Origin of the sequence: Flavobacterium sp., assembly GCF_044348915.1 — a bacterium.
Taxonomy (GTDB): domain Bacteria; phylum Bacteroidota; class Bacteroidia; order Flavobacteriales; family Flavobacteriaceae; genus Flavobacterium.
In genome coordinates this window covers 1-16,181 of the sequence record NZ_JBIKRX010000066.1, presented here as the reverse complement: position 1 = coordinate 16,181, position 16,181 = coordinate 1, and the positions used below count along the sequence as shown (strand labels likewise).

The window sequence follows — 16,181 nt, the reverse complement described above, 5'->3', positions numbered from 1 at the left end:
TTAGATACAATAGAAGGTCAAATATGGGGACAATCTTCGATGTGTTAATGAAAAAGATGGTGAAATTTGAATAAATATCAATAAAATCAATAGATAACAAGGGTGCTCTAAGCGCCTATACCTATTTGCTTTTAGTTGGGAGAAGAAAACAGTAGAGATGAATTGGAAGGAAGCCTTGCGTAATTTACTGACTTGGGTTTTGCTCATTTCGGTATCAAAACCCAAATATCTTCTATCTAGTGCCAAATCAATATCTTCCGAGAATCGTTCTATTGCGTTCCAAGCTTTACTTAATGATGTACCTCCTTTGAAAACAATGTGAGGCGCACATTCCATTGCAAAAATTAATCCCAAAGTTTGTGTGACCCACCAATCTTTTTCAATAGCTTGAATGGGAAGTCCTGTTTTTTTCTTGGTTTCTTCAAAAATCTGGAGTTTATCTGTTTTTGATAACTTTTGCCAGTGTAAAATGTATTCTCTATTCATTTAACTAATGCTTTTCTCATTATTTTTCTAGCCCATTCTGGAGCCAGCGCCATATCGTGTTCTAAAACGTCTTGTTTCTCTTGTTGGAGTAATGTTATAATTTTATTTTCTTCTTCGGGGATTATCTTGTTTTTGCCAATTGCTTTCAAAGCTTGTATCACCAAACTACTGATGGTTCCTTTTGCGGATAGATTTTTAGGCGTTACTTTCTTTAATAGTATGGTTTGTTTACCCAGAACAATCTTTCGTGCTGCACCATCGGTAAGATAGATTAACTTCATAGGAACTTGTGTGGAAAGTCCTAATTTGTTTAAGGCCAAATAGCCTGTTGGTACAATACGTGCTTTATCTCTTTTGGCAATAGCCCGAATGACTTCTTCAGCACTAGGTAAAACAACACCAAAAAGGCGACTCTTTTTCGGTCGCGTATAAATTCCGAGTGCCACTCGTGCTATTTCTCCACTAGCTGCTAATCGTTCTAGGGTTTTGTTTGCCGTTTTTGCATTGCTTTTAGAGATGAAATTCTCCGAAAAAAAAAGCATGCCTCTTCGGTATTTTTTGATTTCTAAAAGGATAGTTTCTTTCGCAATTTCCTTCATTTTAGCGTGATTTTATGTCACAAATATAGTAAATATTTGTGATGCTAATGTGTTTTATATGAAAACAGTTTTAATTAGTTTGAAATCTTGTTTATTATGGTTTTATTGGTAGTTTTTTGTCGCACATTTAGGATAAATTTGCGACAAAAATTAAAGTATTTTTTGAAATTTATTCTTGGTTTTGAAATTCTTGGTTTTGTCACAAATACATCCTTTTTTTGTGACAAAAACTTTTAAGGTTTATACTTTTTTTCAAAAGTCTTTCTAAAATCGCAAACCTGTCGTTAGCACAATTCCCTAGCCCTGATGGTAGCGGCATCCTTTTTCTGGCTTTTTCTGCCAGAAAAAGATACAGCGGACAGCAGGAAACAGCTCCAGATTCCCACGCAATTCGTTCCTCATTGTTCGCAATGACAATCTCAATTGAAAGCCTTGTATTCTACAATCTTTTCACTAAATTTGCACTCCAATAAAAGGAACAAGAATATGTTAGATAGACTTCAATATGTAAAGCAGCGTTTCGACGAGATTTCGGATTTGATTATTCAACCCGATGTGATTGCCGATCAAAAGCGTTATGTGCTACTGAACCAAGAGTACAAAAGCATCAAAGCTTTGGTGGAGAAAAGAGAAGAATACATTTTAGTTTTAGCTAATATTGATGAAGCTAACGAGATAATTGCTGACGGAAGTGATGCGGATATGACCGAAATGGCCAAGATGCAACTGGATGAAGCCAAAGAAAGATTGCCTTCGTTAGAGGAAGAAATCAAGTTTATGTTGATTCCGAAAGACGAGGAAGATGCCAAGAACGTGATGGTCGAAATTCGTGCCGGAACGGGTGGGGACGAAGCTAGTATTTTTGCCGGAGATTTGTTCCGTATGTACACCAAATATTGCGAAGGAATGGGTTGGAGAACTTCGGTTGTGGATATGAACGAAGGAACTTCGGGCGGTTTCAAAGAGGTGATTTTTGAAGTTACGGGCGAAGATGTTTACGGTACGTTGAAGTTTGAAGCGGGTGTTCACCGTGTGCAACGGGTACCACAAACGGAAACTCAAGGTCGTGTTCACACTTCGGCAGCCACGGTTATGGTGCTTCCGGAAGCCGAAGAATTTGATGTACAAATTGATATGAATGATGTTCGTGTGGATTTCTTTTGTTCGTCAGGACCTGGTGGACAATCTGTAAATACTACGAAATCAGCGGTTCGTTTGACGCACATTCCAACAGGATTGGTAGCGCAATGTCAGGATCAGAAATCGCAACATAAGAATAAAGACAAGGCGTTGACGGTTTTGCGTTCTCGTTTATACGAAATGGAATTGGCCAAAAAACAAGCGGAAGATGCCACAAAACGTACTTCGCAAGTGAGTTCGGGTGACCGTTCGGCTAAAATTAGAACTTACAATTATGCTCAAGGTCGTGTAACGGATCACAGAGTTGGTTTGACTTTGTACGATTTAGGAAATATTATGAATGGCGACATTCAGAAAATTGTTGACGAATTGCAATTGGTTAACAATATGGAGAAACTGAAAGAAGCTAGTGAGGTTTTTTAAACAATAAAGATATTTTACTCTTGAAACCATTAAGAAAATTAAGGTTCATTAAGACTAAAAACTTGATTCTCTTAATTGGAGAAATTGAAAGAAGCTAGTAAGGTTTTTTAAACAATAAAGAAATTTTACTCTTGAAACCATTTAGAAAATTAAGGCTCATTAAGACAAAAAACTTAATTTTCTTAACTTTCTTAATGGTTTAAAAAAATAGAATGATTTTTTTGGTTTGCTTAGCAGACCGTTAGAAAAAGAAATATAAATGTCAATCTAAATAAGTTTGGCATTTTTTTTTAACACTTTGTGAACTTTGCGAAAAACTTTGCGAACTTTGCGGTTAAACACACAACAATGACAACTAAAGAACTAATCAACCAAATCAAAATCAAGAAATCTTTCCTTTGTGTTGGATTGGACGTTGATTTGAATAAAATACCGCAGCATTTATTAGAACTTGAAGACCCGATTTTTGAGTTTAATAAGGCGATAATTGATGCTACCCACGATTTGGCGGTTTCTTATAAACCCAACACGGCGTTTTATGAGGCTTATGGGATTAAGGGCTGGCAATCTTTGCAAAAAACCATCAATTACATCAACGAAAAACATCCTGACATCTTTACGATTGCGGATGCGAAACGTGGCGATATTGGGAATACTTCGTCGATGTATGCTAAAGCATTCTTTGAGGATTTGAATTTTGACAGTGTGACCGTGGCGCCTTATATGGGGAAAGATTCGGTGGAGCCCTTTTTGGCTTTCGAAAATAAACACACGATTATGTTGGCTTTGACCTCGAATGAAGGAGCTTTTGATTTTCAGACTTTGACTGTGGACGGAACCGAATTGTACAAACAAGTTTTGGAAACCTCAAAAACTTGGAAAAATTCTGAAAATCTGATGTATGTTGTTGGTGCAACTAAAGCGGAATATTTTACCGAAATTCGTAAAATTGTTCCGGATAGCTTTTTGTTGGTTCCCGGAGTTGGTGCACAAGGAGGAAGTCTTCAGGAAGTTTGTAAATACGGAATGAATGCCAATGTTGGTTTGCTGATTAATTCATCAAGAGCTATTATTTATGCATCGAATGGAACAGATTTTGCTGAAAAGGCCAGGGAAGAGGCTTTGAAGATGCAACAAGAGATGGAAGAAATTTTGAAATAAATTTGCGACTAGAATTTTTATATATTGCAACGAATTAAATTTGTTACATAAATACGTAGCATCCCGCGTTCTATTCATACAAAGATGATAAACTACATTACATACAAAAATGAAAACAGCAAGCAGTGGGTGACTTTTGTCCACGGAGCTGGCGGTAGTTCGTCTATTTGGTTCAAGCAAATTCGGGATTTCAAGAGTCAGTATAATGTGTTGTTATTGGATTTAAGAGGTCACGGTAATTCGAATTCCCAAATTAAAAAAGCTTTTAAACAAAAATATACTTTCGAGGCCATTGCCAATGATGTTCTGGAAGTTATCGATCATCTCAAAATCGAAAAATCGCATTTCGTTGGCATTTCGCTAGGCACGATTCTCATTCGACAATTGGCCGAAATGCATCCCGAACGTGTGCAAAGTATGATTCTGGGTGGAGCTATTCTCAAAATGAATTTTCGCTCACAAATACTAATGAAAGTGGGCAATACGTTCAAATATGTATTACCTTATTTAGTTTTGTATAAGTTTTTTGCATTTGTGATTATGCCCAGAAAGAGTCACAAGCAATCCCGTTTGCTTTTCATCAATGAAGCCAAAAAATTGTATCAAAAGGAATTCATCAAATGGTTCAAACTCACTGCCGAAATCAATCCCGTGTTGAAGTGTTTTCGTCAAGTAGAATTAAATATACCTACGCTTTATGTAATGGGAGAAGAAGATTATATGTTTTTGCCTTCGGTTCGACAAGTGGTTGAAAAGCATTATAAATCTTCGAAATTATTTGTCATTGAGCAATGCGGCCACGTTGTGAATGTAGAGCAGCCGGCCATTTTCAACAATGCTAGCCTATCGTTTATCAATTTAGCTCAATAAAAAATGTCTCGTGCTAGCGAGACATTCTTTAACTAACCAAAACCAAAATAATAAATAACCAGTTTATTACTCTGCAAAGATGCGACAGTTTGCGATTTTTTGCTGTTAAACGAATGTTATTTGTTTGTTGGCAATACGTTAATTTTTTAAAAACTTTTTTAACATTTAAGATGGAAACACTATAAAGCACTCTTAATTAGTGGTTTGTTGGGCTTGTAATGTTTAACTTCTAAATTTTGGCAAATGTAAGTTGATTGTTTTTTTTACATCAAAAAAAATGCCCCACGAGATGTGAGGCATTCTTTTACTAACCAAAAAACCAAATAATAAATAACCAGTTTATTACTCTGCAAAGATGCGACAGTTTTCGATTATTCACTGTTAAAGGTCTGTTATTAGTTTGTTGGAGTTTCGTTAACTTTTAAGAGAAAACAACAGTTTTGTTGTCATAAACCATCGTTTTTCGCTCGGCGTGCAGCTTTATGGCTCTAGCCAAAACAATGCGTTCCAAATCACGTCCTTTCATAATAAAATCTTCAATTGAATTAATGTGTGAAACGCGTGTAATATCCTGTTCAATTATTGGACCTTCGTCCAATTGCTCTGTGACGTAATGGCTGGTCGCTCCAATAATTTTAACTCCTCTTTTGAAGGCCGAATGGTAGGGTTTTGCGCCTGGAAACGCTGGTAAAAAGGAGTGGTGAATGTTGATTATATTGTTTTCGTAAGCAGCAATCATTTTTGGAGTAATGATTTGCATGTAACGGGCCAAAACAATAAAGTCTATTTCGTATTTCTGCAGCAATTCCATTTGCTGCTTTTCGCCTTCTTCCTTAATATCTTTGGTAAATGGAACGCAATGGAACGGAATGTCAAATCGATTGGCAATCGATCTCAAATCCCAATGATTGCTTATAATCATCGGAATTTCCACATTGAATTCTCCAGCGCTGTAGCGACCCAAAATATCAAATAAACAATGGTCATATTTCGAAACAAACAGAGCCATTTTCAATTTTTTCTCTTTTGGATGAATCTCCCAAGCCATCTGAAAGTCGGTCGCAATAGTTTGTTCAAAAACGTGTTTTATGGCAGTCAAATTCGAGTTTGGGTTGGTCAATTCGCATTCCAAACGCATAAAAAACACATTTTGCTCAAAATCAACATGTTGGTCAATATAGGTGATATTTCCTTCAACTCTCACAATAAAATCAGTCACTGCGGCAATAATCCCTTTTTGGTCTTTACAATGAATGAGAATGGTAATCTTTTGCATATTATTTTATTTTGAAGCTAATCCTGCTGTTCCTTGCAAGTCCTCACTATAAAAACTGTTTTTCTAAGGCCTAAAAAGAGTCCCGATAGCTATCGGGATTGGTCGCTTTTTTCTGCCAAGAAAAACAACTTTTTATAGTTCCGGGCTTTCCATTTACATCAGGGCTAGGTAATCCGTATTTCAGTATTTTTCATCAAAACTAAACTTATTTTTTTAGATTCAATACCAAGTTCTTGCATTTTATAGTTAATCTAATTTTCAATGAGCATTACTTAAAAAATTCCGTAAATTGCAGCGATAAATTATCATATTCATAAAAATGGAAACTGTTAAACCTTATATTCCCGAAAATAAAGTTCGAATTGTAACCGCTGCTTCACTATTCGATGGCCACGATGCAGCCATCAATATAATGCGAAGAATCATTCAATCAACAGGCGTTGAGGTTATTCATTTAGGGCACGACCGCAGTGTTGAGGAAGTCGTTAACACCGCTATTCAAGAAGATGCCAATGCCATTGCAATGACTTCTTATCAAGGAGGTCATAATGAATATTTCAAATATATGCGTGATTTATTATGTGAAAAGGGCGCTTCGCATATCAAAATTTTCGGCGGTGGTGGAGGCGTGATCCTTCAAACTGAAATCGCTGAATTACAAGCCTACGGAATCACTAGAATTTATTCTCCTGATGATGGTCGCGCTATGGGCTTACAAGGAATGATTAATGATTTGGTACAACAATCGGATTTTGCTATTGGGGATGTATTAAATGATGAAATCGATCATTTAGAAAAGAAAAATCCAAAAGCAATCGCCCGAATTATTTCTTCGGCAGAGAATTTCCCCGAACTTGCCGCTGACACTTTAGATAAAATCCATAAAATAAATACTGATTGCAAAACTCCCGTTCTAGGAATTACTGGAACTGGTGGAGCAGGAAAATCTTCGCTCGTAGACGAGTTAGTCCGTCGTTTTCTGATGGATTTCCCTGAAAAGACGATAGGGATAATCTCGGTAGATCCATCCAAGCGCAAAACAGGCGGAGCCTTATTGGGTGATAGAATTAGGATGAATGCTATCAATAACTCTAGAGTTTATATGCGTTCCTTGGCCACACGACAATCTAATTTGGCGTTGTCTAAATACGTTGCCGATGCTATTCAGGTTATCAAAGCGGCAAAATACGACCTTATTATTCTTGAAACTTCTGGTATTGGGCAATCGGATACTGAAATCACGGAACATTCCGATGTTTCCCTGTATGTGATGACACCGGAATTTGGCGCAGCCACTCAATTAGAAAAAATCGATATGCTCGACTTTGCTGATTTGGTAGCGATCAATAAATTTGACAAACGGGGTTCTCTCGATGCTTTGCGCGATGTCAAAAAACAATTCCAGCGCAATCATAATCTATGGGACACGAATTTAGAGGAACTACCCATTTTTGGAACCATTGCTTCTCAATTCAATGATCCGGGAATGAATACTTTGTACAAGGCTGTAATCGAAAAAATTCAAGCAAAAACGCAGACTGATTTGAAATCTACTTTTGTAATTTCGAATGAAATGAGCGAGAAAATCTTTGTAATTCCACCACATAGAACCCGTTATTTATCTGAAATTGCTGAAAACAATAGAAAATATGATGCCAATGCGTTGACTCAAGTGGAAGTGGCTCAAAAATTATATGGTATTTTCAAAACGATCGAATCTGTTTCGGGAAGAATCCCAGAAATTAACAAAACCGGTATTAATGATGATTCTGTTTTGCCAACGGTATTGGAATTAGAAAAGTCGGGAGCAGCCGAAAATAAAATCTTCTTGAATCTTTTACTGAGTCAATTCGACAAGGTGAAAATGGATTTGGATCCTTATAATTGGGAGATCATCCTAGGTTGGCATCAGAAATTGAACCAGTACAGAGAACCGTTTTATACTTTCAAAGTTCGAAACAAAGAAATTAAAATTGCCACTCACACCGAATCGCTTTCGCATACGCAAATTCCCAAAATAGCCTTACCAAAATACCAAGCTTGGGGTGATATTTTAAAGTGGAGTTTACAAGAAAATGTGCCGGGAGAATTTCCTTTTGCGGCAGGTTTGTATCCATTCAAGCGTGAAGGCGAAGACCCATCACGAATGTTTGCTGGTGAAGGCGGACCCGAACGAACCAATAAGCGTTTCCATTATGTAAGTGCTGGTTTGCCAGCAAAACGACTTTCAACTGCTTTTGATAGCGTGACTTTATACGGGAATGACCCTCACATTCGTCCTGATATTTACGGAAAAATTGGTAATGCGGGAGTTTCTATTTGTTGCCTAGACGATGCCAAAAAATTGTATTCTGGTTTCGATTTGGTCGATGCTTTGACTTCAGTGAGTATGACCATCAATGGTCCAGCGCCAATGCTCTTAGGTTTTTTTATGAATGCCGCTATCGATCAGCAATGTGAAATTTACATTAAGGGGAATCATCTCGAAGTAGAAGTAGAAGGTAAAATCAAGGCCATTTATAACGCAAAAGGTACTGAACGTCCGCATTATCAAGGAGATTTACCCGAAGGGAATAATGGTTTGGGATTGCTGCTTTTGGGCGTGACTGGAGACCAAGTTTTGCCTTTGGATATTTATAATGATATAAAAGCTAAAACACTTTCCCAAGTTCGAGGAACAGTTCAAGCGGATGTTTTGAAAGAAGACCAAGCCCAAAATACTTGTATTTTCTCGACAGAATTTGCTTTACGTTTAATGGGAGATGTCCAGGAATATTTCATTTCGAAAAAGGTGCAAAATTTTTATTCGGTTTCTATTTCGGGTTACCATATTGCCGAAGCGGGAGCCAACCCAATTTCGCAGTTGGCTTTCACGCTTTCGAATGGTTTTACTTATGTGGAATATTATTTGAGTCGCGGAATGAAAATCAATGATTTTGGACCTAATTTATCTTTCTTTTTCTCGAATGGAATCGATCCAGAATATGCAGTAATTGGTCGTGTAGCTCGAAAGATTTGGGCAAAAGCGATGAAGTATAAATATGGAGCCAACGAAAGAGCGCAAATGTTGAAATACCACATTCAAACTTCGGGACGATCGCTTCACGCACAGGAGATTGATTTTAATGATATCCGGACGACTTTGCAAGCTTTATATGCTATTTATGACAACTGTAATTCTTTGCATACCAATGCTTATGATGAAGCGATAACCACGCCAACCGAGGAAAGTGTGCGCCGAGCGATGGCGATTCAGTTGATAATCAATAAAGAATTGGGATTGACCAAAAACGAAAACCCCATTCAGGGTTCTTTCATTATCGAAGAATTAACCGACTTAGTAGAAGAAGCCGTTTTACTGGAATTCGACCGCATCACCGAACGTGGCGGAGTTTTGGGCGCGATGGAAACGATGTACCAACGAAGTAAAATACAAGAAGAAAGTTTGTATTATGAAACCTTGAAACATACGGGTGAATTCCCGATTATTGGTGTGAATACTTTCTTGAGTTCAAAAGGTTCGCCAACGATTGTTCCAGCTGAAGTGATTCGTGCTACCGAGGAAGAAAAAAGATATCAAATCACTATGTTGGACAATCTGCATAAAACAAATCGAGAAGCCGTCGATTTCAATTTGAAAAAACTTCAAGAAGCGGCGATTCAAAACGAAAACATATTCGAGCATCTAATGGAAGCTACCAAAGTTTGTTCTTTAGGGCAAATCACAACTGCTTTGTTTGAAGGTGGCGGTCAGTATAGAAGAAATATGTAAGCAGACACTTGTTCTCGCAGAATGTGAGGACTTAGTGGTCGCTTATCCCGCCTTTTAGCGGGATCTCAGAGAGCCATATCCCGATGAAAATCGGGATCTATTTAGATAATTTTTTGAACCACTCATCCCGATGAAAATCGGGATCTCAGAGAATCATATCCCGATGAAAATCGGGATCTATTTAGATAACTGTTTGAAGCACTTATTCCCATAAAAATCAGAGTTTTTCCAGATTTAAAAAGGGATCTTATCGATTTTCAGGTACCCGATGTGCAGGTAATCTTCAGTTGATGATTCAATTTTAGATAGTTTCAAAGAGTACAATTCTTTGTGTTGTTTTGATAAAATATCAGTGACATTGTAAATATCATCCACATCAATTCCGTAGGTATCGTCAATGTGCGAGGTGGCTCTTTTGAAGCTGCAATGTTGATAGAAAGCAGTCGATTTGGCATTTCTAGCAGCAACACTTAAATTTTCGGCAACAGTTAGAATTTTATAGTGATATTCTTCAAATTCATTTTCCTTGTAACCGCCAAGATTGATGAAAAATAAATGATCAAAAACTGGTTCTGCAGATTCAGATTTCTTGGACACAATTTCAATGGAGAAATCATCGACAGTTGTAACTTCCCGCCAAGCATCAATATGTAGTTGCCCTTTGGCTTCTGGCCAAAAGATTTTCATTTCAGGAATTAAATCTTTTAAGGATTTGGCAATTCCAAAAAAAATATCGTGCTGTTCTGTAAATCTACCTCGCGGTTTACAGCCCAGCAATACCATATATAATTTAAGACTGTCGCTCATGCCTACAAATATAATTCAATTTATTTTTATTAAATTTAATAAAAAAATGTACTTTGGTTTGATTTTTGGAATATCCAACACGAACCCTTTAAAAAATTAGAAATCATGAAAAAATTAATTACTCTTTTTGCTATTGTCGGCATGTTAGCGTTTCAAGGTTGTACTGGGCCAGAAGGACCTCCAGGACCTCCAGGTGAAGATGGTTTAATCGCAGAAGTATTCGAACTAAAAAACATTAACTTCACTTTTAGTTCAACCAATGGATATACAGTTTACCAGAAGCTTACTCCAAATATTTTTGTTTCAGATGTCGTTTTGATTTACAGATTGTCTGGAACCATCGATTCAAACACTCCAATTTGGCAATTGATCCCTAGGACATTGTATCTTACTCAAGGGGAATTAGATTATGATTTTGATTTCAGTAAAGAAGATTTTACCATTTTTGCTAGAGGAACTTATAACATAGCAACTACTCCGCAGTATATAAACAATCAGACCTTTAGAATTGTGATCCTTCCAGGAAGTTTTTCGGCTTCGTTGAATGTTAGCAATTATGCGGATGTGATGTCGGCTTTGAATTTTAAAGAGACTCAAGTTCAGAAGATAAATTTCTAAAACTGAAGTTTAAATGTATTAAAAAAAGGAAATCTACCGATTTCCTTTTTTTTGTGAATAATAGATTTTACTTGGTTACCCTATATCTTCCCGCAACCTTCCCGCAATGACTGGCAATAAACTACAATCAATTGACACACAGAGAAAAGTTAATCGCGAATTGTTTACTCTTCTTTTTTACTCATTTTCAAAGAAACCAAAACCCCTATTATAAGTGTCAGGACAATAAATCCAAGTGAAAACCATTCAGGAAATACATAATGATGAATAATCAACATCTTGATTCCTACGAAAGTCAAAATGGCAATTAAACTGTATTCTAAATAGCTAAATTTCTCTAACATATTAGCCAGAAAAAAATACATAGAACGAAGCCCTAATATTGCTAAAATATTGGAAGTAAATACTAAAAATGGATCCGAGGTAATAGCAAGAATTGCTGGAACACTATCAACAGCAAACATAACATCCATCACTTCTATAATAATCAAAGCAACAAAAAGTGGTGTAGCAACTGTAAGATGTCGTTTTTGTACAAAAAAATGTTCGCCTTCCATATGCAATGTGATGGGTATTATTTTTCTTATATTTCTATAAACAAATGATTTCTTTGGATTAAAATTTTCGCTTTCTCCTCTAAAAAGCATCTTCAAAGCAGTAAACAATAAAAAAGCACCAAAAACATATGTAATCCAATTAAACTTATTTATAATGGTTACTCCAAGCCAAATCATCAATCCTCTTAAAACAATTGCCCCAAGAATTCCCCAAAACAAAACCCTATGTTGGTATTTCTGCGGAATTTTGAATGAAGCAAAAATGATTGCTATTACAAATATATTATCAATACTTAATGATTTTTCTATTAAATAGCCTGTAATAAACTTCAAAGCAGCATCGGTTTGAGAAAGTGCTGTAGGATTAGCAATATAATCAGTCCCATACAACCAATAAACGACTCCTGAAAAAAGAAATGAAATTGCGACCCAAATTCCTGTCCAAATCCCCGCTTCTTTGGAGCTAATTATATGAGGGGTTTTGTTAAAAACCCCTAAATCTAGAGCTAAAAATAGTGCAATAAGAGCTAAAAATAAGATCCAGGCAGTCATAAATTAAATTATTTAAGTTCTTGCAAATATAGTTTTTGATTTTTTGACATCGAAATATATTGACATATAATATCAAATAAAATAATATTTTAGTCCAAAGGTATTGGCATAATGCAGTTGTATATTTTATTTGGTCCAATATTTATTGAACTAATTTGAAATGACAAAAAGGTAAAATCAGTTTTTAAAAGTATTTATAAAAAAAGCGCCTTCATTTCTGAACGCGCTTTTGATTTATTATTGAATGAGAATTACAGAGCTGATTTTACAGTTTTGATGATTCTTGCAGCAATTTTGTATGGGTCACCGTTTGATGCTGGTCTTCTATCCTCAAGATATCCTTTCCAGCCATTATTTACAGTGAATAGTGGGATTCTAATAGAAGCTCCTCTATCAGATATTCCATAAGAGAAATCGTGGATAGAAGCAGTTTCGTGCTTACCAGTCAAACGTTGGTCGTTGAATGCACCATAAACAGCGATGTGCTCTGCAACCACTGGACGGAAAGCTTCACATATTTTATCGTAAGTTTCTTTTGAACCACACGTTCTTAACACTTCGTTAGAGAAGTTAGCGTGCATACCTGAACCATTCCAGTCGGTATCTCCAAGTGGTTTTGGGTGGTATTCAATGTAGTAACCATATTTTTCAGTCAAACGATCTAACATATAGCGAGCAACCCATATTTCATCACCAGCTAATTTTGCTCCTTTTGCAAACAATTGGAATTCCCATTGTCCACAAGCAACTTCTTGATTGATTCCTTCGAAATTAAGACCTGCAGCAATACACAAATCAGCATGCTCTTCCACTAATTTTCTTCCGTGAGTGTTTTTACCACCTACTGAACAATAGTACATTCCTTGTGGAGCTGGATATCCACCAATTGGGAATCCTAGAGGCAATAATGTCTTAGTGTCCATGATGAAATATTCTTGTTCGAAACCAAACCAGAAATCACCGTCATCATCAATAGTAGCTCTACCGTTTGATGGGTGTGGGGTTCCGTCAGCATACATAACTTCAGTCATTACTAAGTATCCATTGATACGAGTTGGGTCAGGGTAAATTGCAACAGGAACCAACATACAGTCAGATGAACCACCTTCTGCTTGTCTAGTTGAAGATCCGTCAAACGACCAATTTCCAATTTCTGCTAATGTTCCTTTAAAGTTTTCGTGCTCTTCTACTTTAGTTTTACTTCTAAGATTTTGAGTTGGTTCATAACCATCTAACCAAAGGTATTCTAATTTGATTTTTGCCATGATATTATAAATTAATTGTGTTTTTTTAAATATGATGCAAATATAAAATAAAAGTATTGTTTGTGTAAAAAAATGGGGTGCTAAATACTATATAGAATGTTATTTTTATGAATACCCCATAATAATAGGGGTAATTTTATAATATTTAAATTTTTTATATGCTAAAATTAATAATTACCTTTGTTCAAAATTATTCAAATTATGGCAACTTTACGATTTCAAGCTTTGAATGAAGCTTCCAGCAGAAAACCGGTCCAATTTGCAGAGACTAATCGAAAATCTCTCATTTTTGGGTCCAATGTTTTTAATGAAAAAGCGATGAAGCAATATTTGACTTCTGACGCTTTAAAAGCAGTGCAAAGTGCTGTTTTGAACGGCACTAAAATTGACAGAAAACTAGCCGATTATATCGCTATGGGAATGAAAGAGTGGGCCTTAGCAAAAGGGGTTACTCATTATACCCACTGGTTTCAACCTTTGACGGGGAGTACTGCCGAAAAGCACGATGCATTTTTTGAAACTTCCTATGATGGTAGTGATCCTGTAGAAAAATTTGGTGGTGGTCAATTGGTTCAGCAAGAGCCGGATGCATCTAGTTTTCCAAATGGTGGGATTAGAAACACTTTCGAAGCTAGAGGGTATACCGCTTGGGATCCTACTTCACCTGCGTTTATTTACGGAACGACTTTATGTATTCCAACCGTTTTTATATCTTATACCGGAGAGGCATTAGACAATAAGATTCCATTATTAAGAGCCTTATCCGCTATTGATGAAGCGGCGACCGATATTTGTAAATTTTTCGATAAAAATGTAAAGAAAGTCACTGCAACCCTGGGCTGGGAGCAGGAATATTTCTTGGTCGATAGTGCCCTTGCAAGTACGCGTCCTGATCTGATGATGACGGGCAGGACTTTGTTGGGTCACACTTCTGCCAAAGGGCAACAATTAGACGACCATTATTTTGGTTCTATTCCGAGTCGCGCTTTGACTTATATGCGTGATTTAGAGCAAGAATGTATGTTGCTTGGAATTCCCGTAAAAACACGTCATAATGAGGTTGCGCCCAATCAATTTGAGTTGGCACCCATCTTCGAAGAGACAAATTTGGCTGTAGATCATAACTGTTTGTTGATGGATGTGATGCAAAAAGTGGCCGAGCGTCATGATTTCAAAGTGCTGCTACACGAAAAACCATTTAAAGGGGTTAATGGATCAGGGAAACATAATAACTGGTCTTTAGCTACAGATACAGGTGTGAACTTGTTGAGTCCAAGTAAAACGCCAATGAGTAATTTACAGTTTTTGGCCTTCTTTATCAATACCATCAAGGCGGTAAATGATTATGAAACGCTGTTGAGAGCTGCAATTGCAACAGCCAGTAATGACCATAGACTGGGTGCCAACGAAGCGCCACCAGCTATTATATCGGTTTTTATTGGTGAACAATTGACCAAAGTTTTGGCCGAATTAGAAGTGGTGACCGATGGGAAATTATCTCCAGAGGAAAAAACAGATTTAAAGTTGAATGTTGTTGGAAAAATTCCCGAAGTGATTTTGGATAATACCGACAGAAACAGAACTTCACCCTTTGCTTTTACAGGGAATAAATTCGAGTTCCGGGCTGTTGGTTCTTCTGCGAATTGTTCTAATGCAATGACTACTTTGAATACCATTGTTGCTAAACAATTGAAGGACTTTAAAGCCGAAGTTGATGCATTAATTGATACTAAAGCAATGAAAAAAGACGATGCTATTTTCAATGTTTTGAGAGAATACATCAAAGTTTCTAAAAATATTCTTTTCGAAGGAGATGGCTATAGCGAGGCTTGGGAAAAAGAAGCTGCTAAAAGAGGTTTGAGTAATTTCAAAACGACTCCTGAGGCCTTGAAAGCTAGAGTTTCAAAACAAGCTTTGGACTTATTTTCTGAAATGGGAATCCTGAATCATGTAGAAATGGAAGCGCGTTACGAAATCGAATTGGAAGAATACACCAAGAAAATTCAAATCGAAGGTCGTATTCTCGGAGATCTTTCGATTAATCACGTGATCCCAACCGCTATTCGTTACCAAAATACTTTGATTGAAAATGTGAAAGGTTTGAAGGATATTTTCGGAGATGAATTTAAAACTCTCGCCAAGGAACAAATTTCAATCATAAGAGAAATTTCGGGTCATATTGAAGGAATCAATTCAAAGGTGGTAGCGATGACTGACGAAAGAAAAAAAGCGAATAACCTTACAGATGCTCAAGCGATGGCCGAAGCCTATTGCAATAAAGTGAAACCTTTTTTCGAAGAAATTAGAAATCATTGCGATAAATTGGAGTTATTGATCGATGATGAAACTTGGACACTTACTAAATACCGAGAATTGTTGTTTACCAAGTAAAAAAATAGCATTCTCAATTACAACGCATCGATTTTAGAAAAAGCCTACGAAATATATTAAGTTTTCGTGGGCTTTTTTTGTTGTGCAAAAAAAATAAAGTATTGATTAGCGGCATTATAATTATACCAAATACGCTTATAAATAGTCATTCCTTAAAAACAAATTAACAATCTGATTGTTAATAACTTGTGATAAAATAATATTAAAAAAGGCTCTGTTAAATTGCCAAAAAGTGTATATTTCGGTATAAAAAAGTGGCAATAT

At 36.5% G+C, this 16,181-nt stretch carries 12 protein-coding genes; 6 read left to right on the top strand and 6 right to left on the bottom strand.

Annotated elements, in window-relative coordinates; genetic code table 11:
* Nucleotides 1-486: a nucleotidyl transferase AbiEii/AbiGii toxin family protein gene (locus ACIQ1E_RS10885; protein ID WP_396171334.1), complete on the bottom strand. Its 486-nt coding sequence runs from the start codon at nt 484-486 to the stop codon at nt 1-3.
* Nucleotides 483-1,085, bottom strand: a complete 603-nt coding sequence (locus ACIQ1E_RS10880) for a DUF6088 family protein (protein ID WP_396171333.1) — start codon at nt 1,083-1,085, stop codon at nt 483-485. Before ACIQ1E_RS10880 ends, ACIQ1E_RS10885 begins: the two co-directional genes overlap by 4 nt.
* A gap of 486 nt (nt 1,086-1,571) precedes the next feature.
* Between ACIQ1E_RS10880 and prfA the strand changes: the two genes are divergently transcribed.
* The 3 genes from prfA to ACIQ1E_RS10865 all read left to right on the top strand — a co-directional run bounded on the left by prfA (nt 1,572) and on the right by ACIQ1E_RS10865 (nt 4,679).
* A complete protein-coding gene (prfA, locus tag ACIQ1E_RS10875; RefSeq protein WP_396171332.1) occupies nt 1,572-2,648 on the top strand; it encodes a peptide chain release factor 1 in 1,077 nt (358 codons plus the stop codon).
* Between the two features lie 348 nt (nt 2,649-2,996).
* Nucleotides 2,997-3,809 carry an orotidine-5'-phosphate decarboxylase gene (gene pyrF / locus ACIQ1E_RS10870; RefSeq protein WP_396171331.1) on the top strand — a complete coding sequence of 271 codons (813 nt, stop codon included), beginning with the start codon at nt 2,997-2,999 and terminating at the stop codon, nt 3,807-3,809.
* Nucleotides 3,810-3,893: 84 nt separating this feature from the next.
* Nucleotides 3,894-4,679 carry an alpha/beta fold hydrolase gene (locus tag ACIQ1E_RS10865; protein WP_396171330.1) on the top strand — a complete coding sequence of 262 codons (786 nt, stop codon included), beginning with the start codon at nt 3,894-3,896 and terminating at the stop codon, nt 4,677-4,679.
* Between the two features lie 421 nt (nt 4,680-5,100).
* Here the strand turns inward: ACIQ1E_RS10865 and purU are convergent, their stop codons facing one another.
* Complete coding sequence (gene purU / locus ACIQ1E_RS10860; protein WP_396171329.1) at nt 5,101-5,955, bottom strand: formyltetrahydrofolate deformylase; 855 nt, start codon at nt 5,953-5,955, stop codon at nt 5,101-5,103.
* A gap of 319 nt (nt 5,956-6,274) precedes the next feature.
* On the opposite strand from purU, the gene ACIQ1E_RS10855 reads away from it, so the two are divergent.
* On the top strand, nt 6,275-9,727 hold the full coding sequence (locus ACIQ1E_RS10855) for a methylmalonyl-CoA mutase family protein (RefSeq protein ID WP_396171328.1): 3,453 nt from the start codon (nt 6,275-6,277) through the stop codon (nt 9,725-9,727).
* 234 nt (nt 9,728-9,961) lie between these two features.
* On the opposite strand, the gene ACIQ1E_RS10850 is transcribed toward ACIQ1E_RS10855, so the two are convergent.
* Nucleotides 9,962-10,534, bottom strand: coding sequence for a DUF1543 domain-containing protein (locus tag ACIQ1E_RS10850; RefSeq protein ID WP_396171327.1), 573 nt, complete (start codon nt 10,532-10,534; stop codon nt 9,962-9,964).
* 105 nt (nt 10,535-10,639) lie between these two features.
* Here ACIQ1E_RS10850 and ACIQ1E_RS10845 point away from each other — a divergent pair, with 105 nt between their 5' ends.
* Nucleotides 10,640-11,152, top strand: a complete 513-nt coding sequence (locus tag ACIQ1E_RS10845; RefSeq protein ID WP_396171326.1) for a hypothetical protein — start codon at nt 10,640-10,642, stop codon at nt 11,150-11,152.
* A gap of 164 nt (nt 11,153-11,316) precedes the next feature.
* Here ACIQ1E_RS10845 and ACIQ1E_RS10840 read toward each other — a convergent pair whose 3' ends face one another.
* Nucleotides 11,317-12,261: a TerC family protein gene (locus ACIQ1E_RS10840; RefSeq protein ID WP_396171325.1), complete on the bottom strand. Its 945-nt coding sequence runs from the start codon at nt 12,259-12,261 to the stop codon at nt 11,317-11,319.
* Nucleotides 12,262-12,512: 251 nt separating this feature from the next.
* Nucleotides 12,513-13,526 carry a glutamine synthetase beta-grasp domain-containing protein gene (locus ACIQ1E_RS10835; protein WP_396171324.1) on the bottom strand — a complete coding sequence of 338 codons (1,014 nt, stop codon included), beginning with the start codon at nt 13,524-13,526 and terminating at the stop codon, nt 12,513-12,515.
* A 201-nt stretch (nt 13,527-13,727) separates the two neighbouring features.
* Between ACIQ1E_RS10835 and ACIQ1E_RS10830 the strand changes: the two genes are divergently transcribed.
* Nucleotides 13,728-15,917, top strand: a complete 2,190-nt coding sequence (locus ACIQ1E_RS10830; RefSeq protein WP_396171323.1) for a glutamine synthetase III — start codon at nt 13,728-13,730, stop codon at nt 15,915-15,917.
* The last annotated feature ends 264 nt before the right edge of the window (nt 15,918-16,181 follow it).